The organism is Chitinophaga solisilvae, assembly GCF_009928525.1.
Lineage (GTDB): Bacteria > Bacteroidota > Bacteroidia > Chitinophagales > Chitinophagaceae > Chitinophaga > Chitinophaga solisilvae.
This window is the reverse complement of record NZ_JAABOK010000015.1, coordinates 12,622-38,026: the sequence shown is the minus strand read 5'-3', so window position 1 is coordinate 38,026 and position 25,405 is coordinate 12,622. Positions and strand designations below refer to the sequence as shown.

3 protein-coding genes are annotated in these 25,405 nt (G+C 52.9%); all 3 read left to right on the top strand.

The window, feature by feature from the left end:
- Position 1: 1 nt before the first annotated feature.
- The 3 genes from GWG06_RS25070 to GWG06_RS25060 are packed head-to-tail and all read left to right on the top strand — an operon-like array spanning position 2 to position 25,397.
- A complete protein-coding gene (locus tag GWG06_RS25070) occupies positions 2–12,694 on the top strand; it encodes a non-ribosomal peptide synthetase (protein ID WP_160716864.1) in 12,693 nt (4,230 codons plus the stop codon).
- Entirely contained in the window at positions 12,691–19,326 is a 6,636-nt protein-coding gene (locus GWG06_RS25065) for a non-ribosomal peptide synthetase (RefSeq protein ID WP_160716862.1), read from the top strand. The genes GWG06_RS25070 and GWG06_RS25065 overlap by 4 nt, the downstream gene beginning before the upstream one ends.
- Positions 19,323–25,397, top strand: a complete 6,075-nt coding sequence (locus tag GWG06_RS25060) for a non-ribosomal peptide synthetase (protein ID WP_160716860.1) — start codon at positions 19,323–19,325, stop codon at positions 25,395–25,397. The genes GWG06_RS25065 and GWG06_RS25060 overlap by 4 nt, the downstream gene beginning before the upstream one ends.
- Positions 25,398–25,405 lie beyond the last annotated feature (8 nt).

The following is a 25,405-nucleotide window of genomic DNA, read 5'->3' as shown; positions in this document are numbered from 1 at the left end:
TATGAAAGCGTTATTGCAAGTTATAGCTGCGTGCAGGACAAAAGGCGTGAGTCTTGGTGTTGATGATACCGGAACCGGCCTGAAACTGAAAGGTAACATCGCTGCGTTGACAACTGCGGAGAAAGATGTCCTGCGCACCCATAAGGCAGCAGTCATCAGTTTACTGCTGCAGGCAAAGGCAGTGGCGGAAGAAGATATTCTTCCTGCCGCGCCGCAGGCATCCTGGGAGCTGTCTTCCGCACAACGCCGCATATGGCTTTTAAGTCAGCTGGAAGAAGGCAATGCTGCGTATAACATTCCGGTGGTTAAAATATTTGAAGGCGTATTGCGGCCGGACTGTCTGCAGCTGGCTTTTAACCGCTTGCTGGAACGGCATGAAATACTACGCGCTGTTTTCCGGGAAGATGATAACGGAGAGGTAAGGCAACATTTTCTGTCTGTGGAAGAAATGGCATTTGCCGTACAGACTTATAACCTGCAGGAAGCCGGCGATGACGGCATTGCCGTATGGGCCGGCGGCATGGTGTCACAACCTTTCCAGCTTACGCAAGGCCCGCTGCTGCGCGCCTGTATCGGGGAGCTGTCGGATACCCGGCATGTCTTCTGCCTGGTGATGCACCATATCATCAGCGATGGCTGGTCAATGGATATTATCATCACAGAGCTGATGCTGCTGTATGCGGCCGCCTGCCATGGCGGTACTGCTGACCTGCCGGCATTGCCTGTGCAATATAGAGATTATGCTGCCTGGCAGCAACGTAAAATCAGCGCTCCTGATTTTGATGCGCACCGTAACTACTGGACTGCGCTTTTCTCCGGAGAGCTGCCGGTGCTGGCTTTCCCGGCAGATAAATCCCGCCCGGCCGTGAAAACCTTTAACGGCGGTATGGTCCAACTTCGTATACCCGCTGCCGTTACCACCCGGTTGAAAACCCTGCTGGCTGCCACAGACAGTACCCTGTTTACGGGCCTGTCTGCCGCCGTTAACCTGTTGCTATACCGCTACACCGGACAGGATGATATTATCACCGGCACGCCTGTTTCCGGCAGAAGCCGTACCGTACTGGAAAACCAGGTAGGTTTGTATCTCAACACCCTGGCGCTGCGCACCCGGATAAACGGACAGGAAGGCTTCCTGCAGCTGTTGCGTCATGTACGGCAGCTGACCCTGGAATCTTTCAGTCACCAGGATTATCCGTTTGACCTGCTCACGGAAGAACTGCAGCTGCAGTGGGACCGGAGCCGAAATCCGCTGTTCGATGTGATGGTGATACTGAGAAATAATGCCGTCAGCCATACGAAAGCAGAACAGCATCTGTCCGGACTTACTATCCGGGAATATGAAGGCCGGCAGGAAACCTTCAACAAATTTGACCTGAGTTTTAATTTTATGGAAACCGGCGATGAAATAGAAATGCTGGTTACCTATAACGGAGATATATATACGCAGTCTACCGCCACCCGCGCCGGTCATCACCTTATACAGCTGCTGGATGCAGCGCTGACAGACCCGCATAAAGCCGTGGCCGAACTGTCTTACCTGACTCCGGCAGAATATGACCAGTTGTTATCTGCTTTTAATAACATGGAGGCCGCCTGCCCGGCAGACAAAACTATCGTAGATCTTTTTGAAGAACAGGCCCGGCGCACGCCGGAAGCAACCGCGGTAGTATGCCGGGAAGAGGTGCTGTCCTATGCTGCACTGGATAGCCGTGCGACCTTGCTGGCACAATATCTCAGGACACAATATCACGTAGGGAAAGACGATCTGGTGGGTATTATGCTGCATCGTTCCGCGGATATGATTGTTGCCATACTGGGAATATTAAAAGCCGGCGCCGCCTATGTACCTGTTGATCCGGAATACCCCGCCTCCAGGAAAGCATTTATACTGAAAGATACACAGGTAAAAGTGCTGCTGACGGCAGCAGATGCCTTTGATGATACAACAGCTTTTACTGGTGATACCTTTTTGATGGACAGGCTGCAAACCCTGCCTGCTGCCGCTTTACCCGTTGTCCTGCCTGCAACGCGGCAGGAATCGCTTGCCTATGTGATCTATACATCAGGATCCACCGGCGAGCCTAAAGGAGTAATGATTACACACCGCTCCCTGATGGATTACTGCGAAGGTATCAGGGCGGTAACGAATATAGATGCCTGCCGGACTTTCGGGCTGGTATCTACCATCGCGGCAGATCTGGGTAATACCGTACTGTTTCCCGCGTTGATCACCGGCGGCGCGTTGCATGTATATGACAACGACGCCCTGCTGACACCGGAAAAAATATTTACCGGAAAACTCGACTGTATAAAGATTGTGCCCTCTCACTGGATGGCATTGCAGGAAGAAAACCATTGTTACCTTCCGGCCAGATGCCTCATCTTCGGCGGAGAACAGCTGACTTCCAATGTAGTCACCTTTATCAGCCGCGCCCATCCCGACTGCGAGGTATACAATCACTACGGCCCTTCAGAAACGACGATCGGGAAATTACTGAAGCGGGTGGAGTTGCGGGAGCATGCCGCGCATGAACCGCTGGGAAAACCTTTCTGCCGTTCCGCTTTCTATATTTTCAGCGAAGCCGGACAACTGCAACCGGTGGGCGTTGCCGGGGAAATCTGTATCAGCGGCGATGGCCTGGCCAGCGGATATCTGAACAGACCGGAACTTACCGCCGCCAGATTTTTACCGAATCCTTTTGTTGCCGGAGAAAGAATATATAAAACCGGCGACGTAGGCCGCTGGCTGGAGAACGGCTGCATCGAATTTATGGGCAGAACGGATGACCAGGTAAAGATCAGAGGGTACCGCATTGAGCCGGGTGAAATAGAAGCCGCTATCCGCCGCTATGCAGCCGTTACCGCTGCTGCAGTAGTGCCCTTTACAGGCCGCACCGGCGAAAAGCAGCTGGCAGCCTATGTTGCGGGCACCGCGCAGCTGGAAATGCAGGCATTGCAGACCTGGCTGGCCACGTTGCTGCCGGCTTACATGATACCGGCGTACTTCATCCGCATTGAAGCCATGCCGCTGACGCTTAACGGTAAGATTGACAGGAAGCGGCTGCCGGCTCCTGAAGAAAGTAATATTGTTTCCACCGTTGAATACATAGCCCCCCGCACCGCGCTGGAACAGCAACTGGCAGAGATCTGGCGTGAACTGCTGCAAAAAGAGCAGATCAGCGTAAAGGATAACTTCTTTTTGCTGGGAGGCCACAGCCTGAAAGCAACGCGGCTGCTGAGCAGCATCCGCCGTAAATTTCAGGTAGCGCTGCCGCTGAAATCATTGTTCAGCCATATGGTGCTGGAAGAGCAGGCGCAGCTGATTGCCGGCGCTGCACAGGAAACACATCAGCGTATTCAGGCATCGCCTGTGATGGAAGATTATCCGTTATCCCCGGCGCAACGCCGCTTCTGGATACTGAGCCAGTTTCCCGATGCCGCCGCCGCTTATCACATGCCCGGTATCTATCAGTTACATGGCACGCTGAACATCGCTGCGCTGCAACAGGCTTTCCGCGGACTAGTACAACAGCATGAGATCCTGAGAACCGTATTCCGGGAAGATGCCGGTGGTAATATCCGGCAGGTAATTCTTCCGGCAGATGTTTTTTCCGGTATCACCTGTGAAGAAGTAAGTGAGACAGATATGCAGCCCCTCATGGAAGCCTTTGTCAGTCAGCCTTTCAGCCTGACCGACGGGCCGCTGCTCAGGGCTGCCCTGTATGGTACCGCGCCGGACAGTTATGTGCTGGTATATGTGATGCACCATATCATCAGCGATGGCTGGTCCATGGGATTACTGTTCAAAGAATTACTGTTACGCTATCATAGTCTGCAAAGTGGCATGGAGCCAGCGTTGCAGCCCTTGCCGCTTCAGTATAAAGATTATGCCTGGTGGCAACAGGAACAGTTGCAGCAATCGGCAGCTACCAACCGCCAATACTGGCTGCAGCAATTGTCAGGTGAACTGCCGGTGACAAATCTGCCGGCAGACAGGCTGCGTCCTGCTGTTAAAACATACAGGGGAGACGCGCTGAACAAACGTATCCCCGCTGCCTTGCTGCAACAGCTGAAAACCACTGTGGCAGCCCATGACGCTACGCTGTTTATGGGATTGCTGGCAGCGGTGCACACCTTACTGTACCGCTATACCGGACAGCAGGACAACATCACCGGCAGCCCGGTAGCCGGCAGGGAACATGCCGACCTGGAAGGTCAGCTGGGATTATATCTCAACACGCTGGCACTGCGTGTGCAGACGGACGGGCAGGGTAGCTACGCGGAGCTGCTGCAGGCCGTGCGCCGCATCACGCTGGATGCCTATGCACATCAGTCGTTCCCGTTCGAAGAACTGGTGAATGACCTGAAACTGCCGGCAGACCAGAGCCGCAGCCCGTTGTTTGATGTAATGGTGATCCTGCAGAATACAGACAGTCACCGTATCCTGGCCCCTGAAATGATGGCGGGTGTCAGTATCCGTCCATGGAAAGGCAACACCACCGTACGCAGTAAATTCGACCTTACCTTCAGCTTCGCAGAAGCAGGAGAGGAGCTGGATCTGTGGCTGGAATACAATACAGATATTTTTGACCGCAGCACAATAGCGCGCATAGCCACGCATTTCACGCAGCTGCTGAAAGCATTGCTGGATGCGCCACAGGCGAAAATCGGACTGGTTGATTATCTTTCTGCGGCAGAGAAAAAAATACTTACGCACACATTTAACGATACGTACGCGAATTATCCCGCTCATACATCCATATTACAGCTGTTGGCCCGGCAGGCGGCTGCAACGCCTGATGCCACGGCGATTTCCTGCGGTGATGCCTGCCTTTCCTACCTGGAATTGCAGGAATGCAGCAACAGGTTCGCCGCTTTTCTGCAGCAACAATACCAGCTGGGCAGCGGTGATCTCGCTGCCGTGATGCTCCGCCGTGATGAGTGGCTGATTGTAGCCCTGCTGGGGGTCTTGAAGACCGGCGCCGCCTATGTGCCGCTGGACCCCGACTATCCGGAGGAGCGTATCCGTTATATGATGAACGACAGCCGCTCCCGCGTGCTGATCGACGAAACGGTGATGGCGGCCTATCGTACAGCAGCAGCGGCTTACCCCGCTGCGGACCATGCAACGCTGCCCGCTCCTGATGATGCCGCCTATGTAATCTATACTTCCGGATCTACCGGCGCTCCCAAAGGAGTGGTAATTACTCACTTTAACGCCTATACGTTTATCTGCTGGTGCCTGGAGGAATTCGCGATAGCAGAAGCAGATGTAGTACTGGGTGTTACCTCTGTATGTTTTGATCTTTCCATCTTCGAAATATTTTATACCCTGGCCTGTGGCAAACAACTGCGGTTGCTGCCGAATGCCTTGTCTGTTCCCGATTACCTGGATACGGCAGACCGGCTGCTGCTGAACACCGTACCCGGCGTAGCTGCACAGCTTCTGGCGGCAGGCGCCGACCTGCGTGCCGTGAAAGTGTTGAATATGGCCGGAGAAACCTTGCCTGCTGCGGTAGCACATGCTGACGGCCTGCGTCATATGACGATCAGAAACCTGTACGGCCCGTCTGAAGATACGACCTACAGCACCGTCTTCCGTATCGGAGAAGACGACCGTGTCCTGATAGGCCGGCCCATTGCCAATACAGCAGTGTTCATCATCAGCGCGGAAGGTGCCTTGCAACCGGTGGGTGTAACCGGTGAAATATGCATCAGCGGCGATGGCCTGGCAAAAGAATACCTGCACCGCCCAGACCTGACGGCAGAGAAATTTGTTCCGAATCCTTTCCTGCCCGGACAGCGCATGTATAAAACCGGTGACCTGGGCCGCTGGCTGCCCGACGGCAACCTGGAATTTACCGGCAGAAAAGATGACCAGGTGAAGATCCGTGGTTACCGCATTGAACCGGGAGAAATTGCTGCTGCCATCCGTAAATATACCGGCATAACATCAGCGGTAGTAGTAGCACGCACCGGCAGTCAGGGAGAAAAATTCCTGACCGCCTATTTCGTCAGCCACGAAGCGGTAGCTATTCCATTGCTGCAGGCGCACCTGGAAACATTCCTGCCGCATTACATGGTGCCGGGCGTTTATGTGCAGCTGGAAACGATGCCCATGACGCTGAACGGGAAAATAGACCGGAAACGCCTGCCCGCACTGGCATCAGAAGAGCGGGAGGCAGTTGCTTTTATAGCGCCGCAAACCACTGTGGAAAAGCAGCTGGCGGAAATATGGTGTGCTTTGCTGGAAACATCGCACATCGGATTAAAGGATAATTTCTTCCTGCTCGGAGGCCACTCCCTGAAGGTCATCCGGCTGCAAAGCCAGGTGCACAAAGCATTCCAGATACGCCTGGATATACCGGCACTCTTCCGGCATGCCACACTGGAAGAACAGGCACGGCTCATTGCTGCTGCCACCCCGCTGGAATTCAGCGCTATACCACGTTTACAGGAACAGGAAGATTATATGCTGTCTTCCGCACAACGCCGCTTCTGGATACTGAGCCAGTTTCCTGAAGCCGGCGCCGCCTATCATATGCCCGGCATTTTTGAACTGCAGGGACAACCCGATATAGCAGCGCTCAATAATGCCTTTGCCACCCTGGTCGACCGGCATGAGATACTGAGAAGCGTTTTCCGGGAACAGGAAAGCGGAGAGGTAAGACAGGTGATCCTGGCTGCTGATAGCATATTCAGCAGCATACCCGTTATGGAAAATGCTGATGAAGCAATGCTGGCAGCTGCCATTACAGCCGCCGTGAACCGCCCGTTTGATCTCAGCGCCGGTCCGCTGCTGCGCACCGCATTGTATCATAACGGAAAAGGAAAGTATATCCTCCTGTATGTGATGCACCACATCATCAGCGATGGCTGGTCGGTGGGTATCATGCTGAAAGAATTAATCACGCTCTATAATAGTTTCCGTACCGGCAGCAGACCGGAATTATCTCCGCTCAAACTCCAGTACAGAGATTATGCGGCATGGCAACAGTCACGGCTGCACGAAGAAGAAGGAGCTGACCGCAGCTGGTGGCAGCAACAGCTTTCAGGCGTGCTGCCGGTGCTGGAAATGCCGGCAGACAGGCCCCGGCCGGCGCTTAAATCCTACAATGGAGGAAGTACCTCCATGGAAATAAGCGCCGCCGTATTGCAATCACTGAAGGCCACTGGCAGCAAAGAAGGAAATACGCTGTTCATGCAGTTGCTGACAGCCGTATATGTATTGCTGCATCGCTACAGCGGCCAGGACGATATCATCATCGGCAGCCCCGTGGCCGGCAGAAATCATGCTGACCTGGAAGACCAGCTGGGATTGTTCCTCAACACACTGCCCCTGCGTATGCAGCTGAACCCCGCCGGCAGCTTCACGGAGCTGCTGCAACAGGTACGCCGCCTGACGCTGGATGCTTTCGCGCATCAGCAGTATCCTTTCGAGGAAATGCTCGATAGCCTGCAACTGACGCCGGATCTGAGCCGCAGCCCGCTGTTTGATGTGATGATAGTATTGCAGCAGCATGATAACAGCTCTATGAACGATCAGCTGCTGGCCGGAGATATGAGCATCGGCACCTATCGTGGTCATCAGACTACCAGAAGCAGGTTCGATCTCACTTTCAGCTTTGTGGAAGTAAACGGACTACTGCAGGCGCATCTGGAATATAATACCGACCTGTGGAATGCCGCCACTGCGGCAGGTTTTATGGCGAGCCTTGATCGCATTATAACAGGTATGGCCGCTGCTCCGGAGCAGATCATCGGTAAAACAGCGCTGTTATCTGAGGCAGAAAAAATACAGCAGCTGCAACAGTTCAATGCAACAGCTGCGCCTTACCCCGCTGCCATGACCATTCCGCAGCTATTTGAATTACAGGCTGCCGCTACGCCGGAACATATTGCGTTGTCATGCAATGGTACAACACTGAGCTATGCAGCGTTGAACACACTTGCCAACAGGTTCGCACATTTCCTGCAATCGGCGCATGGATTCGGGCACAACAGCGTTGCCGCCATACAGCTGGATAAAGGTGTGCACATGATGGCCGCCATTCTCGGCGTGTTGAAATGCGGAGGCATCTATATGCCTGCAGACCCTGTGTTTCCGCAGGAACGGGTGAATTATATGATGGAAGACAGCGGCTGCAGCCTGCTGATAGGACAGGAGCTGATGAACATCTTTGACGGGGATATAGCGGCATATGACAGCCATAACCCTGTTCATTCCGCAACTGCGCAGGATCTGGCGTATATCATGTACACCTCCGGATCTACCGGGAAACCTAAAGGTGTGATGGTGGAACATCGCAGCGTAGTGCGGTTGGTAAAGGGCCAGCAGTATGTCAGTCTGCAGGAAAGCGATGTGTTGTTGTCTACCGGCGCGGTAGCCTTCGACGCCACCACTTACGAATACTGGGGTATGCTCCTGAACGGCGGGCGGCTGGTGCTTTGTCCGCAGGAAACCCTGTCAGATACACAGCAACTCGGGCAGCTGATCCGTACCGAAGGCGTTACCATGATGTGGTTTACTGCCGGCTGGTTCCATCAGCTGATAGAATATAATATCGATATTTTCAGCAGCCTGAAAACAGTGCTGGCAGGGGGCGACAGGCTTTCTTCCGCACATGTGGGCAAATTGCTGCAGTCATATCCCGCCCTGGAACTCATTAACGGTTACGGGCCTACGGAGAATACGACATTTTCCCTTACCTGCCGGATTACTGCCGGTATGCAGGATATCCCGGTAGGGCGGCCGGTGAGCAATTCCACCGTTTACATCCTGGATGAGCATCACGCATTGCTGCCGCCGGGTGCTACCGGAGAAATATGCGTAGGCGGCGATGGCCTTGCCCGCGGGTATGTAGCCGCGCCGGAGCTTACGGCTGCGCGCTTTGTGCCGCATCCTTTCCTGCCGGGAGAGCGGATCTACAAGACCGGCGACCTGGGCAGATGGCTGCCGGACGGCAACATCGGCTTCCTGGGCCGTAAGGACGATCAGGTGAAGATCCGCGGCTATCGCATAGAGCCGGGAGAGATAGAAAATGCGCTGACATCCTTCCCGCAGGTGGATGCGGCATTGGTAATGCCTGTTACAGATGCTGCCGGAGATAAATCGCTGGTCGCCTACCTGACAGGCGATGCCGGTATCAGCACAGCAGAACTGCGCGCTTATCTGGGCCGTATGCTGCCAGCTTTCATGCTGCCCGATCATTATATGCTGCTGGATCGTTTTCCACTTACTGCCAACGGTAAAACAGACAAGCGTGCCTTACCGCTGCCGGCTGCCGATGCCGCTACCGGCAGCAGCTATGTTGCGCCGCGGAATATGACGGAAGAAAAGCTGCAGGGCATCTGGGAAGAAGTACTGGGCAGAAAAAATATCAGTGTAACGGATGATTTCTTTTTATCGGGAGGGCACAGTCTGAAGGCCAACCGCCTGATTACCCGGATCTATAAAGTTTTCGGGATAAAGATGACGATACGGGAATTGTTTGCACACCCGAAACTGGCAGATCAGGCACAATGGATAGCAGATACGCAGGGTGTGGGCTTCAACGGCATACCCCGTGCCGCAGCAGAGGCCGACTATCCTTTGTCTGCCGCACAACGCCGCATCTGGGTACTCAGTCGTTTCAGCGATGCCAACATTGCCTACAACGTGCCATTCGCCTGCTTCCTGGAAGGAACGCTGCAGGAAGAAGCGCTGACGGCGGCATTAAACAGGCTGACGGAAAAACATGAAAGCCTGCGTACCGTATTCCGCGAAAATGCTGATGGCCTGATACGGCAGGTGGTATTGCCGGCGGAAGCAGCTGTATTATGCCCCGAATACGGTGATATGCGCGGAAACGCAGCTGCAGCAGTATCCGCCGCCGCGGCAAAGGCTGCCGAACCGTTTGACCTGGCGAAAGGTCCGTTACAACGCGCCTGCCTGTGGCAGCTGGAAGATCATAAATGGTTACTGCTGTATGTTACCCATCACATCATCAGCGATGGCTGGTCCATGAATGTATGGACAAAGGAATTATTTGAAGCATACAGGCAATATGACCAGCCGCAAAGCCCGGCAGTACTGCCTTTGCAATATAAGGACTATGCGGTATGGCAGCAAAGACAGCTGGAAGTGGCTACCGGCACGGCCAGCCGCCTGTACTGGCTGGACCGGTTCTCCGGTGAAATGCCGGTACTGGATTTCCCGTCCGATAAAATACGCCCGGCAGTAAAAACGTATCACGGGGCAGTAGTAAACACGGTTATCCCCGGTGAATATGCCACACTGCTGAAAACCTTATGCCACGCTCATGGCGCTACCTTGTTCATGGGCATCACAGCGATAGTAAATGCATTGTTATACCGTTATACCGGTCAGGAAGATATTATCCTGGGTACGCCGGTGGCCGGCCGCCTGCATGCCGACCTGGAAGAGCAGATCGGATGTTACATCAATACGCTGGCATTGCGCACACAGTTCAGCGGTACTGAAAGTTTTGCCACACTGCTGGCAACCGTGACGAAAACCACGCTGGCAGCCCTGGAACACCAGGATTATCCTTTTGATGAACTGGTGAATAACCTGGCGCTTCGGCACGATATGGGCCGCAATGCCCTGTTTGATGTGATGATAACGCTGAACAACACCGCCGACGCTGCCGCTGCGCCGGAAGTGCCGCATCTGCGCATTACTCCGTACCACAATGAAACGCTGCTGCCCGGAAATAAATTTGATCTCACCTTCAGTTTTGTAGAAGACATCTCCGGCAATCTGCAGGCAGGCATTGTGTACAATACTGACTTGTATTCAGCAGACATGATGACGGCGCTGACCGCTCACCTGGAGCAGCTGACAAGGACAGCGGTTGCCTCTCCGGATACGGCGGTGGCCCTGATGGAGATGTTATCTTCCGAAGAAAAAAATAAGGTAGCCTTTACCTTCAATAATAACCACCGTGATTACCCCGCAGGCCGCAGCATTGTGAGCATGTTCCAGGAACAGGCGGCAGCAGCGGGAGAGCAACCGGCCCTGCTCTGCGGAGACAACAGTATGAGCTATGATACGCTGAATGCCTGTGCTAACAGGATGGCCGCTTACCTGCAGGAAAACTACCAGGTAGGAAAAGGACAAATGGTAGGCGTGAACCTGCCGCGCAATGAGTGGATGATTGTGGCTATACTGGGCGTGCTGAAAGCTGGTGCGGCATACGTACCGCTGGACCCTTCCTATCCGGCAGAAAGAATTGCCTATATACTGGAAGACAGCCAGTGTACCCTGGTACTGGATGAAACAGGCATGCTGTTATTCCGGGAAACCATGATGGCGTACAGTAACAGCAATCCGCTGCAGCTGCCGGATGACAACGATCTCGCTTATCTCATCTATACTTCCGGATCTACCGGAAAGCCCAAAGGCGTAATGATTGAACATCGTAATGCCTATGCTTTTATCTGCTGGTGTCTGGAAGAATTTGACAGCAATGATTTTGATATAGTCTTCGCCGTTACCTCCGTTTGTTTTGATCTTTCTGTTTTTGAAATATTCTATTCGCTCATCTGCGGTAAAAAACTACGCATACTGGATAACGCCTTATCTATTCCCGCATGGCTGCACACGACGGAACGCATATTGCTGAATACCGTGCCTGGCGTGGTAGCCGGGCTGCTGAGCGAACATATTGATCTCAGTGCGGTGAAGCTGCTGAATGTTGCCGGAGAGCCTGTGCCGCCGCACTTCCTGCAGGATGCGCAACTGCAGCGTATGCAGGTAAGGAACCTGTATGGGCCGTCAGAAGATACCACGTACAGCACCATGTACCGGTTAGATAATGCCCGCCGTGTGCTGATAGGAAAGCCGATCTCCAACACGGCCGTGTATATCCTCGGGGCAGCCGGGCAGTTGCAGCCTGCCGGTGTGAGCGGGGAAATATGTATCAGCGGCAGCGGACTGGCCAGGGGCTACCTGCGTCAGCCTGCACTGACAGCCGAAAAATTCACCACGCATCCTTTCCTGCCCGGAGTAAAAATGTACAGAACAGGCGATGTCGGTTACTGGACGGCTGACGGCAACATTGCTTTCAGCGGAAGAAAAGATAACCAGGTAAAAATACGCGGTTACAGAATTGAGCCGGGAGAAATAGAAGAAGCGTTGCTGCAGCTGCCGGTAGTTACTGATGCGCTGGTAATGGCGAAGGCAGACGGGCAGGGCGATAAATCCCTGGTAGCCTACATCGTATGCAATGAATTGCCGGAGATACCTGCCATACGTACTGCACTGAGGAAGACGCTGCCGGACTATATGATACCGGCTTACTTCGTACAGCTGACACATTTTCCGCTGACAACCAGCGGAAAGAAAGACAGATCCAGGTTACCGGATCATCAGTCGGCCCAGCTGCATGAAACATATATCCCCGTTGCCCCGCGCCATGATACAGACGAGGGCCTCGTCCGCATCTGGCAGGAACTTCTCGGAAAAGAACGTATAGGTATCCGCGATAACTTCTTTGAAAGCGGCGGCCATAGCCTTAAACTGATGCAGATGATTTCAAAAATCCAGCAGCAGTTCGCCGTTCAGCTCAGCATCCCGCAGGTATTCAAAGATCCTTACATAGAGCACATCAGCGACCAGATCATCTTTATGCTGGATCAGCAGAAACTTAAATCATCTATTGATCAATTAGTGCAAATCGACATATGAAAGCATTACTAAAGAAGATAACAGAAAATAATATTCTGTTAGAAATCATTGATGGTAAATTACGTGTATTTGCCAATACCAGTAACCCCGACCCCCAACTGATTGCTGAAATCAAAAGCAAAAAGGAAGAACTGCTGCAGTTCCTGTCCGGCAACCAGGAACAGGATGCCAGCCGTACTGCTGCCGGTATTCCGCCTGCCCCCGAACAGGACGGCTATCCGCTGTCTTCTTCCCAGCACAGGCTATGGCTGCTCTCCCAGCTGGAAGAAAGCAGCGCTGCCTACAACATGCCAGGCATATATACTTTCCGCGGGCAACTGGATATTGCCGCGCTGGAAAAGGCATTTGACAGTTTATATGAAAGACATGAAAGTCTCCGCACCGTTTTCTCAGAAGAGGCAGACGGTACGGTACTTCAATATATAAAGCCCGCAGCAGAGATGCCGGTGACGGTCGTGCATCACGATATGCGTACTGCCGGTGAAGATACGCTGAGCGCACAGATTACCGCCGTGTGCAGTCTGCCGTTTGATCTGCAGCAGACGCCGCTGCTGCGCGTACACCTGTTCAGAACAGCTGTGCAGGAATGGGTGCTTGTATACGTAATGCCGCACATCGTTAGCGATGGCTGGTCTATGCAGGTGCTCATGCAGGAATTATTATCTGCTTATCAGGGTGTTGCCGCAATGCCGCCACTGCCCGTGCAGTATAAGGATTTTGCGGTGTGGCAGCGGCAGCAGGAGCAGTCCGGCCGTTACACACAACATCATGATTACTGGATGCAGCAGCTGCAGGACGAACTGCCGGTATTACAACTGCCGGCCGATTTCACGCGCCCCGTTGTGAAAACCTACAACGGTGGCACCGTGAGCATCCGTATACCGGATGCTGTAACGGCTGTGCTGCAGGAACGCTGTTACCAGACAGGAAGCACCCTGTTTATGGGGCTGACCGCTGCTGTCAACGCGCTGCTCTACAGGTATACAGATCAGGAAGATATTATCCTCGGCACACCTGTTGCCGGCAGGGAGAAAGCCGGCCTGGAAGGATTGATCGGCTTCTTCGTGAATACGCTTGTTTTACGCAACCGATTCTCCGGAACAGATACTTTCCTGCAGCTGCTGGCAAATGTACAGCAGACAACACTCGCCGCACTGGCACATCAGGAGTATCCTTTTGAGGAACTGGTCAACTGCGCCGCCTCCACGCGCGATGCCAGCCGCCATCCGCTGTTTGACGTGATGATTACCGTGCAGCATGCCGCTGCCGCCACCGGAACGGCAACCATGCCGGAAGGATTACAGGTGGCCGCTTACGAAGGGTATACCAATACTACCAGCAAATTTGATCTCACCTTTAATTTCTCCGCGGCAGATCATACCCTGCTACTGAACCTGGAATATAACAGTGACGTATATACGGAGCAGACTGCCCGCCGCATGGCCCGCCACCTCACCGGCCTGCTGGCAGCCGCTGCAGAAAATCCGGAAACGCCGCTCTGCAACATCTCCTATATGGATGAAGCGGAACTGCTGCAGCTGAGAACAGCACTTAATAATACCCTGGCTGATTATCCCCGCGAAGCAACCATTATCAGCCTGTTCGAAGAACAGGTGCTGCGTACGCCGGAACATACCGCATTATCAGCCGGCGATACCATACTTACTTACCAGCAGCTTAATGAACAGGCTAACAGGCTCGCGGATTTTCTGCAGACGAATTATAACATCCGGCCGGATGATCTGGTCGGTATCCTGCTGGATCGCAGCGAATGGATGATAGTAGCCATCATGGGTATACTGAAAAGTGGCGGCGCCTATGTGCCGGTAGATACCACCTATCCGCAGGAAAGAATCGACTACATGCTCGGCGACAGCCAGTGTAAACTGGTGATCGATGATACACTACTGGCTCAGTTCCGCAGTGAAGCGGGCAAATACAGTGCTGCAGACCCCGCCCGCAGTATCACACCAGACAACCTGGCCTATGTAATTTATACTTCCGGCACTACCGGACAGCCGAAGGGTAACCTGATAGAACACCGGAACGTTGTACGGCTGCTGAAAACAGATCCAGCCCTGTTTGATTTCAATGAAAAAGATGTATGGACCCTGTTTCATTCCTATTGCTTCGATTTCTCTGTATGGGAAATCTTCGGCCCGTTGCTGTCCGGCGGAGAATTGGTAGTAGTACCGGCCCTGACGGCAAAGGATCCCCGCCAGTTCCTCGCATTATTGCGTGAAAGAAAAGTAACGGTGCTGAACCAGACGCCTACTTCTTTCTATAATATTATCCGGCAGGAAATGGAAGAAGCCCCTGCTGAGCTGCAGCTGCGGTACATCATCTTCGGAGGGGAAGCACTGAATCCGCAGAACCTGCGGGAATGGCAGCATAAATATCCGGACACCCGCCTGATTAACATGTATGGTATTACAGAAACGACCGTGCATGTTACCTATAAGGAAATAACATCACAGGAAATTACCAGCGGCATCAGCAACATCGGCAAACCGATTCCGACGCTGCGCTGCTATGTGCTGGACCAACGCGGTAACCCTGTGCCGGTGGGCGTTCCCGGGGAACTGTATGTGGCCGGAGACGGAGTAGCCAGAGGATACCTGAACAAACCGGAACTCACCGCCGCCCGTTTCCTGCAGGACCCTTTCGATGCAAGCGCACGCATGTACCGCTCCGGTGATAAGGTGAAGCTGCTCGAAAACGGTGAAATGGCCTATGAAGGCCGTATGGATAATCAGGTGAAGATCCGCGGCTACCGCATTGAACTGGGTGAAATTGAAAATGCCATCTGCCGTTACGATACCGTGAAAGGAGCGGTGGTACTGGTCAGAACTGCACCCGAAGGAGAAAAGGAGCTGGCTGCCTGGGTGGTGGCAGATAGTGATGCCTTCAGTATTGCTGTGTTAAGAAAGTATTTGTCAGGAGTCCTTCCTTCTTTTATGATGCCAAACTATTTTGTGCTGTTAAAAGAGTGGCCGCTTACTGCCAACGGAAAAATTAATTATAAACTGCTGCCGGAACCTGCGGCAGATCACCAGGCAGGAGTAGCATACGTAGCGCCTGGCAATGCGCTGGAATCAGCGCTGGTAAATATCTTCAGCGCTGTGCTGAAAGTGCCGGCCGGAAAAACAGGAATGCTCGATAATATGTTTGCCCTGGGAGGCGACTCTATCAAGGCTATCAGGATAGTTGGAAAGATCAGGGAAGAACTCGGCGTAAAAATTACCGTAGGGAAATTGTACGAATATCCTGTTATCGGCGACCTGGCAGCCTGGCTGGCTGAAAACAAGGAAGATGACAGTCTGTACCGGATGAAGGAAGAAGGCCTGCGGCAGATAGAAACGCTCCGCAGCGCCATCATTGAGGAAGACAATGAATATAACATGCTGCCGGGAGATTATGAAGATATCTATCCGCTGACAGCCATAGAACAGGGAATGATCTATTCCTCCATGATCAGACCGGAGGAACCCGTATACTACGATCAGTTTCCGTTTTTTGTACACATCGATGACCTGTCTGTTTTCAAAACTGCCGTAGCAGCGCTGGTACAACGTCATCCGATTCTCCGGACAAAATACTATATGAAGAGCTTCAGCAGCCCCGTGAAAGTGGTGCTGCCGGAAATAGTCCTGCCGATTACCTACGAGGATTTCTCCATGCTCAATGATGACGAACAGCAGCAGGCCGTGAGAAATCAGCTGGCAACAGGGCAGACAGCGCGGCTGAATTTCGATGATGAGCTGTTCTGGAACTTCCAGATATGCAGGCTCCGCAAACATGAATATGTTGTCATCTGGAGCTTCCACCACTCCGCACTGGACGGATGGAGCGTATCCCTTTTCAATACAGAACTGACGCAGCTGCTTTCCACAAGAGAGAAAGTAGCACTCGCACCGCTGAAACACAGCTACAAAGATTACTGCGCCATCCTGCTGGCGAGAAAAAGATCGGCAGGCATTGAGCAGTACTGGAAAGAACTGCTGGACGGATTTACCCGGAACAAACTGCCGTTTAACTACAAAGGCCTTCCTGTAAGCCAGAGAGGCGGCATGAAACGCATATCCAGCGTTATCCGCCCTGCACTCCTGGAACAACTCCATGAAGTAGCCGCCAGACACCAGTTTTCTTTCAAATCTATCTGTCTGGCCGCTCACATCTGCCTGTTGCATATTATCTGCTCAGAACAGGATGTGGTTACAGGCGTAGTAACGCATGACCGCCCTTCGATAGAAGACGGGGAAAATATCCTGGGATGTTTCCTCAACACCATTCCTGTGCGTATGAGATTTGACCGCCTGACAGATCTGATGTCCCTGTTGCAGGAAACAGACAGCTACCTGAAAGCGGTGAAACCAAAGGAAATACATCTCAGTGAAATAGCCGGTATGCTGCAGGAGCGTACAACATCGCTGAACCCGGTGTTTGATACGCTGTTTAACTTCACGGATTTTCATACCTACGAACGGGTAGAAACCAACTCATCGCTCACAGCGGCTGCTTCCGGATGGGAGACAAGAGAAGTGGAGGAATCCACAGAAATGACCAACACATTTTTTGATGTGGAGGTAGATAAGACGCTGGACAGATTCCAGGTGAAGATCAAATACATGCCGGCCTTCTTTGAAGACCAGCACGTGAAAAACGCACTGGAATTATATGTGAGGATACTGGAGCTGATAGTCACACAGGCACATACACCATTGGCTTCATTGGACCTGCTGTCTGCCGCGGAGAAAAAGGAAATACTGACGGACTTCAATGATACGGAAGTGCCCTATGCAGCGGAAGAAACCCTGCAGTCGCTCTTTGAAGCGCAGGTACGCCGCACCCCGGACAATACCGCATTACGGCAGGATGGCATCAGCATGACCTACCGGGAGCTGAATGAACGCTCCAACCGGCTGGCCCGGTTGCTGTGCGAAAATATCAGTACCGGCGATAACGTAGGCCTGCTGGTTACCCGGAGCTTTGATATGATCGTTGGGATGCTGGCCATTCTGAAAGCAGGTGGCGCCTATGTGCCAATTGATCCGGAGTATCCGAAAGACCGGCAGGAATATATTCTTTCCAATTCAGGCATCTCCCTGCTGATGACCAACCTTCCGGAAGTTAACCTGGAAGGGCTTTCCGGAGACAGGATCATCTGTATGCAACAACAGGATGTGAGCGCATATAACGAGGAAAATCCCGGTGTTGCCGTCAGCAGCCGTCAGCTTGCCTATACCATCTATACCTCCGGTTCTACCGGCAGGCCCAAGGGTGTAATGATAGCACACCATTCCGTTGTGAACCTGGTAAGCTGGGTGAATAATACCTATCGGGTAGGTACGCACGACCGTCTGCTGTTCATTACTTCCATGTGTTTTGATCTCTCCGTGTACGACATCTTCGGTATGCTCTCCGCCGGCGGTACGCTGGTCATTGCGCGACAGGAAGAAGTACAGCAGGTAGAAAAGCTGAAAGCATTGCTGCAGGAAGAACGGATTACTTTCTGGGACAGTGTTCCTTCCACCCTCAACTACCTGGTAGCAGAACTGGAAGCTGCGGAAGACGGCTTTCAGCAACCGGACCTGCGCGTGGCCTTCATGAGCGGTGACTGGATTCCGGTATCACTGCCTGACCGTATCCTGCGTTACTTCCCCCAGGTACAGGTAATTAGTCTGGGCGGGGCCACAGAAGGAACAGTATGGTCTAATTACTTCCCGGTGAAAGCAGTAGATAAAACCTGGAGCAGCATTCCTTACGGCAAACCAATAGACAATAACACTTTCTATATCCTCGACGATCATCTGCGTCCTGTGCCGAAAGGCGTAGCGGGAGAGCTGTATATCGGCGGTGTGGGCGTGGCGGCAGGCTATGCCAACGACAGGGAAAAAACAGCAGCTTCCTTCATACCTGATCCGTTTACCCGCAGGCCCGGTGGCATGATGTATAAAACCGGTGATCTCGGCCGTATGATGGCGGACGGAAATATGGAGTTCCTGGGCAGAAAGGACTTCCAGGTAAAGATCCGCGGATTCAGGGTAGAACTGGGAGAGATAGAAAGCATACTGCAACGTCATGAACTGATCCGCGACGCGGTAGTGGATGTGCGGAAAGACAGCAACAACCTCAATCAGCTCTGCGCGTACCTGGTACCGCATACCACACCGGATATCAACCAGGTGAGGGAATACCTGCGGGAGAAGCTGCCGGCCTATATGATACCTTCCTTCTTCACCATCCTGGAAGCGCTGCCACTTACAAGCAACGGTAAAATCAACCGCAGGGCGCTCCCGGATCCGATGCAGGAAGATAACGATCACGGCTATACGTATGTGGCTCCGGAAACAGAACTGGAGAAAACGATGGAACGTATCTGGAAATCTGTTCTCCATATCGACCGCCTGGGTGTTCGCGACGACTTCTTCGAAATGGGAGCCAACTCCCTCTCTGTAGGTGCTTTCGTTAACCGCTTCCAGCGCGAAACCGCAGCCGTGATTGATATCAGAACGGTATTTATGTATCCCAGTATCGGGGCGCTGGCCGCTGAAGTGGAGAAGATGCTGTGGGCCGGCAACGAATTATTTGAAGCAGATAATCTTAATGACCTGGAAAACTTTTCTATATGATTGCTGATCTGTATACTAAACTGAAAGCGCTGAAAGTGAATATCCGGGTGGTAGACGGCCGGCTGGATATACAGGCTCCCAAAGGAGCGCTGAACAGCGAACTGCTGGCGGAAATAAAAAAGCACAAGGAAGAAATTATTGCATTCATCAATTTCTATAAAAAATCAGACAGCAAAGGGAGCATCATACCGAAGGCGCCTGATCAGGAAGGATACCCGCTGTCTGCCGCCCAGCGCCGGCTGTGGATCCTGAGCCAGTCTGCCGAAGGTAACATCGCCTACAACATGAGCGGTGTGTATCAGCTGGAAGGCGCACTGGATGCCGCGGCGCTGAATACGGCATGTGAATCGGTGGTAAGCCGCCATGAGAGCCTGCGTACCGTATTCCGGGAAGACGGGCAGGGCAATGTGCTGCAGGTAATATTACAGCCGGCAGCTGTTTTCGGTGGTATTCAGCAACGTGACCTGCGGGATGAACAGCAACCGGAAGAAGTACTGAAAGCCTTTCTGCAGCAGGACAGCCGGATGGCCTTTGATCTGACCGCCGGGCTGCTGCGGCTTTCACTCTATCAGCTGACGGATACCCGCTGGGTATTTTCCTATGTGATACATCATATCATCAGCGATGGCTGGTCTATGGGCCTGCTGATAAACGAAGTGATGCTGTTTTATAATGCAGCAGTGAGTGGCACAACAGCACCGCTGGAACCGCTGACGGTGCAGTACCGCGACTTCTCCGCCTGGCAGCAGGCGCAGCTGGGAGGCCAGAACAATCACAAACAATACTGGATGCAGCAGTTCGAAGGCGAGCTGCCTGTACTGGAACTGCCCGCCTGTAATAAACGCCCGCCGCTTAAAACATATAACGGCGCGCTGTACACCACCCGGCTGGATGCCGCTTTCACCACGGCGCTGAAAGAGATGTGCCAGCAACTGGGAGGTACCCTGTACATGGGGCTGCTGGCGGGAATGAGCGCCCTGTTCTATCGCTATACCGGGCAGGAAGATATGATCATCGGCAGCCCTGTAGCAGGAAGAGAACATGCCGACCTGGAAGATCAGATCGGCCTGTATGCCAACACCCTGGCGCTGCGTTGCCGCTTCAGCGGAGACGAAGGCTTCAGCCAGCTGTTCAGCCATATCAGGCAAACCGTTATCGGCGCCTTCGAACACCAGGTGTACCCGTTTGATGAACTGGTAGAATCACTGCAGCTGCAACGCGATATCAGCAGGAACCCGCTGTTTGATGTACAGGTAGTATTGCAGCATGCAGACAACAGCAACGCAGCGCGCACGCTGGGAGGACTGGAGGTTGCCGGATATGGCGGTACGCAGCGGCTGACCAGCGTATTTGATATTGTTTTCAATTTTGTGGAATCCGGCGATGCGCTGGACCTGCGTATCGTATATAACTCCGATATTTATGATGAGCAGATCATGGCTGCCATGGTGCGGCATTTAACAGCGCTGATGACGTCCGTTACCAGTGATGTGCAGCTGCCCGTGTCCGCCCTGAACTATATCGGTGAAACAGAACAACAGGAACTGCTACAGCATCTCTCCGGACTTGCGGCAGACAACAGTGAAACGGTCATCTCCCGCTTCAGATCCCGTGTACAGGAAAACCCTGATGCTACGGCAGTTGTAGCCGGTGACCGCCGCCTTACCTACCGGCAGCTCGATGAAAAGTCTGATCTCCTCTGTCATTACCTGCAGGAACTGCAGCAACCGGATACGGAAATGCTGACAGGCGTAATGATGGAACGGTCCGACCTGATGATCATAGCCCTGCTCGGCATCCTGAAGGCGGGCGCAGTATACGTGCCCATAGACGTAGCCTATCCGGAGGCCCGCCGGGAATTTATCATCAGCGATACCGGCATCGGCACGCTGATTACGCAAACAGATTACCTCTTCGATCTTTCCTTTTTTACCGGAGAAATGATTGCGCTGGATATACAGCTCGATGTGATGCAAGCCACAGCAGCAGTGCCGCCGCAGCTCTCCCCGGAAAAACTTGCCTATATCATCTATACTTCCGGTTCTACTGGTCTGCCTAAAGGCGTAATGATTACACATGCGGCGTTACAGCATTCCATCGCGGGACAGCAGCAGATATTTCAGGCAGGCCGCGAAGATCTGTGCCTGCAGTTCTTCTCCGCTTCTTTTGATGTATCTGTCTTCGAAATATTTCTTGCCCTGACAACCGGCGCAACATTGTATATAGCGCCGGAAGAAACCAGGAAGAACCTCCTGCTGCTGGAAGAATATATTGCCAGGGAAGCATTGACCATAGCTACTTTGCCGGCTGCTTACATCAAACTGCTGCAGCCCGCAAATATCCCTTCCGTGAAAAAACTGATTACGGGAGGAGAAGCGGTACTTGCGGAAAAAGCGGCGCAGTTCCTGCCATATACACGTTACTTCAATGCATATGGCCCTACAGAAACAGCGATATGCGCCACTATTTTTGAAATGCTGCCGGCAACGGATACTTCCCGGCCCATGCCGGTTGGTAAACCGATAGACAGCACCTGCATATACATTCTTGACAGGTATGGCCGCCTGCTGCCTGACGGCATTACCGGAGAAATAGGCATCGGCGGTAACTGCCTCGCACGCGGATATTTCAACCGGCCGGAACTTACAGCAGAAAAATTTGTACCCGATCCGTACATCCCCGGCGGGCGTATCTACAAAACCGGTGATATGGGCCGCAGGCTCCGCGATGGCAACATCGAATTTACCGGCAGAAAAGATGAACAGGTAAAGGTAAGAGGCTACCGCATTGAGCCGGGAGAAGTGGAAAGCGCACTGCAACAGCATGAAAGTATCAGCGCGGCAGTAGTCATCGCCTATACCAGCCCCGGCGATGAAAAAGACCTGGCTGCCTATTTTGTCAGCGATGAACCCCTTAGCGTTACAGACCTGCGCGGCTTCCTGGCAGACAGGCTGCCCGCATACATGATGCCTGCCTGGTTTGTACAGCTGGATGAACTGCCGCTGACTACCAACGGTAAAGCAGATAAACGTAAGCTGCCTGCGCCGGCAGGGCTGGACATCGCTACGGGTAAGGCTTACAGGGCGCCGTCAGGCGATATCGAAAAACACCTGGTAGCCGTATACGAAGAAGTACTGAAGAAACAACCCGTTGGTATGAATGATGATTTCTTCCTCCTCGGAGGAGATTCCATCAAATCCATACAGATCGTTTCCAGGCTGAAACAGAAAGGCTATACGCTCACCATCCAGGATATATTACTGTATCCCGTTATCGGCGATCTGGCCAGGCATGTAGGTGTCAGCAACCGCACCATCTGGCAGCATGCAGTAAAAGGACCTGTAGCACTGAGTCCTGTGCAGCAGTTTTTCTTCTCCAATAACGCAGCAGAAAAACATCATTATAATCAGTCTGTCTTACTGAAAAGCAATACTGCTATTCATGAAGCCGCGTTGAAAACTGCCCTGGATAAGCTGGTACAGCATCACGATGCGCTGCGTATGGTGTACCGGATGACAGCCGCCGGCTGGGAACAGGAGAACCTGGGAGAAGAACAGGGCTGTACATTTGAAGTACTACCTTATCAGGAACAGGATTTTATCAGCTACTGTAACCGCATACAGGCAGGCTTTAACCTGGAAACCGGTCCGCTGTTTCATGCCGCGCTTTTCCGGGATGCCGCGGGAGACAGGCTGCTGCTGGCGATTCACCACCTGGTGATGGACGGCGTTTCCTGGAGAATATTACTGGAAGATTTATCTGCACTTTATGAACAGGCTGTTGCCGGCGCAGCATTGAACCTGCCGCTGAAGACAGACTCATTCAAATACTGGATGGAGAAACAGGCAGCCTATGCTGTCAGCAAAACGCTGCAGCGGGAAGCCGCCTATTGGGCTGATATAGCCTCGCAGCCAGTGCCGCGCCTTTCGCTGGACAACCCCGGCGGCAGCCACCTGGTGAAGGATACCGGCTACCATTCCTTCCTGCTGGACGAAGCCCTGAGCAACCGCCTGTTTACCGCCTGTTACAGCGCATACCGTACTGATACAAACGATATATTACTGACGGCCCTGAGCCTGGCACTGTCGGCAGTATTCGGAACAGACCGTGTACTGATTACGCTCGAAGGCCACGGCCGCGAGCAGATCGGCGCCGATGTGGACGTAACCCGCACCATAGGATGGTTCACCAGCTTCTACCCGGTATTGTTTAACATGGAACACCGCGCAGATAATATCCGGCAGCTGATAGAAATAAAAGGACACCTGCACCGCGTGCCCAACAAAGGCATAGGCTATGGCATCCTTCGCTATATGGGCGGGCACGATTTGCCATTGACGCCGGAAGTTACTTTCAACTACCTGGGCGATTTCGGCCACGGCGTTGCCGCCGGTAACGGAGAAAACCTGTTTTCCTTCAGCGGAGAAGCACAGGGGCAGGCTATTACAGGCAACTGGGAAAGAACTTCCCTGCTGGATATCTCTGGTATAGTAACAGAAGGACGTTTACGCATGACCGTTGGTTACAGCACCGCCCAGTATCAGGCTGCCACCATGGAGCGGCTCATGAATGCCTGCCGGGAACAGCTGGTAGCGCTGATTGAAAAATTATCTGCTGAAACTGTTGTTCATATGACGCCATCAGACCTGAGCTATAAGGAACTCAGCGTGGAATCCGTCATGGCGCTCAATGCTACCGGCAACGTAGAAGATGTATACGTGTTAAGCCCCATGCAGGAAGGGCTGTATTATCACTGGCTGCAATCTGCCGTTTCCTCCGCCTACTTTGAACAGGTAAGCTATGAAGTGAAAGGTATGCTCGATGAAACATTGCTGAAGAAGAGCTATCAGCAGCTGGAAAACCGCCACAGTATCCTGCGCACCTGCTTTACACAGGAATATGGCCGCCCGCTGCAGATCGTACAGCGCGATGCCGGCGATAACTTTTACTTCCGCGATATCAGCGGGGAGCAGGATTTCTCGCTGAAAGCATTCCGCGAAGCAGACCGGCAGCAGGGCTTCCGTCTGGACAGCGGTTCACAGATGCGCCTTACCGTACTGAAAAAAGACCATGATCTCTATGAATTCATCTGGAGCCATCATCATATTCTGATGGACGGCTGGTGCGGCAGCATTCTCGTGAAGGAATTCCTGCAATTCTATCATAACCAGGTACAGGGTACGCTTCCGGTAATGAACGCAGTAGTACCCTATACCAACTATATACAATGGCTGCAGACGCAGGACCCGGCGGTGAGCCTGCAATTCTGGAAGGACTATCTGTCCGGCTACGATATGCTGAACAGCGTGCCCGGAAGAGCCGGTGGCATAAGAGGTTACAGCGCTGCCAACGAGCTGTTTTTCCTGAAAGGCGCTTTGCGTGGCGAGCTGCGTACCTACTGCGCCGGGCTGGGTATTACAGAGAATATTTTCTTCCAGGTACTGTGGGGTTTATTACTCGGCAAATACAACAACACGGCTGATGTGGTGTTCGGTACCGTTGTTTCCGGCCGCCCCGCTGAACTGAAGGGAGTGGAAGAGATGATCGGGCTGTTTATCAATACAGTGCCGGTACGTATCCAATATACCGCAGAGACGCCCGTGAGCCGCGTGATGACAGCGGCGCAGCAGTCATTTATCAGCAGCACCGCGCATCAGCATACCCACCTGGCGGATATTCAGGCGGAGAGTGCCCTCAGCACCGGCTTGTTTGATCATATGCTCGTGTATGAGAGCTTCCCCGTGCAGGAAGTGGCAGGGCCGCAAGGTAGCCATGTACAGCAGATTGAAATGTCTGCCGTATCAGATGTATTTGATCAGACAGAACATGATTTCAGTATCGTCATTGTACCGGGAGAACGTATTGCCATGAGGATACGCTACAATGCACAGGTTTATGATAAAGCGCTGATAGAAAATATCAGGGAAGATATAACGGAACTGACTGCACATATTCTCCGCGCGCAGCAACCGCTGGCAGGAGATGCCGCGCAGCTGGGAGAAGCCCGCAGAGCCGCTGCTGATCCGCAGCTGCAGACTACATTCAATGCAACAATCAGTGAAGAATTCTAATCTTTTTG

Coding starts and splice junctions, on each gene's coding strand:
- GWG06_RS25070 (WP_160716864.1), top strand. CDS start 2: ATGAAAGCGTTATTGCAAGTTATAGCTGCGTGCAGGACAAAAGGCGTG.
- GWG06_RS25060 (WP_160716860.1), top strand. CDS start 19,323: ATGATTGCTGATCTGTATACTAAACTGAAAGCGCTGAAAGTGAATATC.
- GWG06_RS25065 (WP_160716862.1), top strand. CDS start 12,691: ATGAAAGCATTACTAAAGAAGATAACAGAAAATAATATTCTGTTAGAA.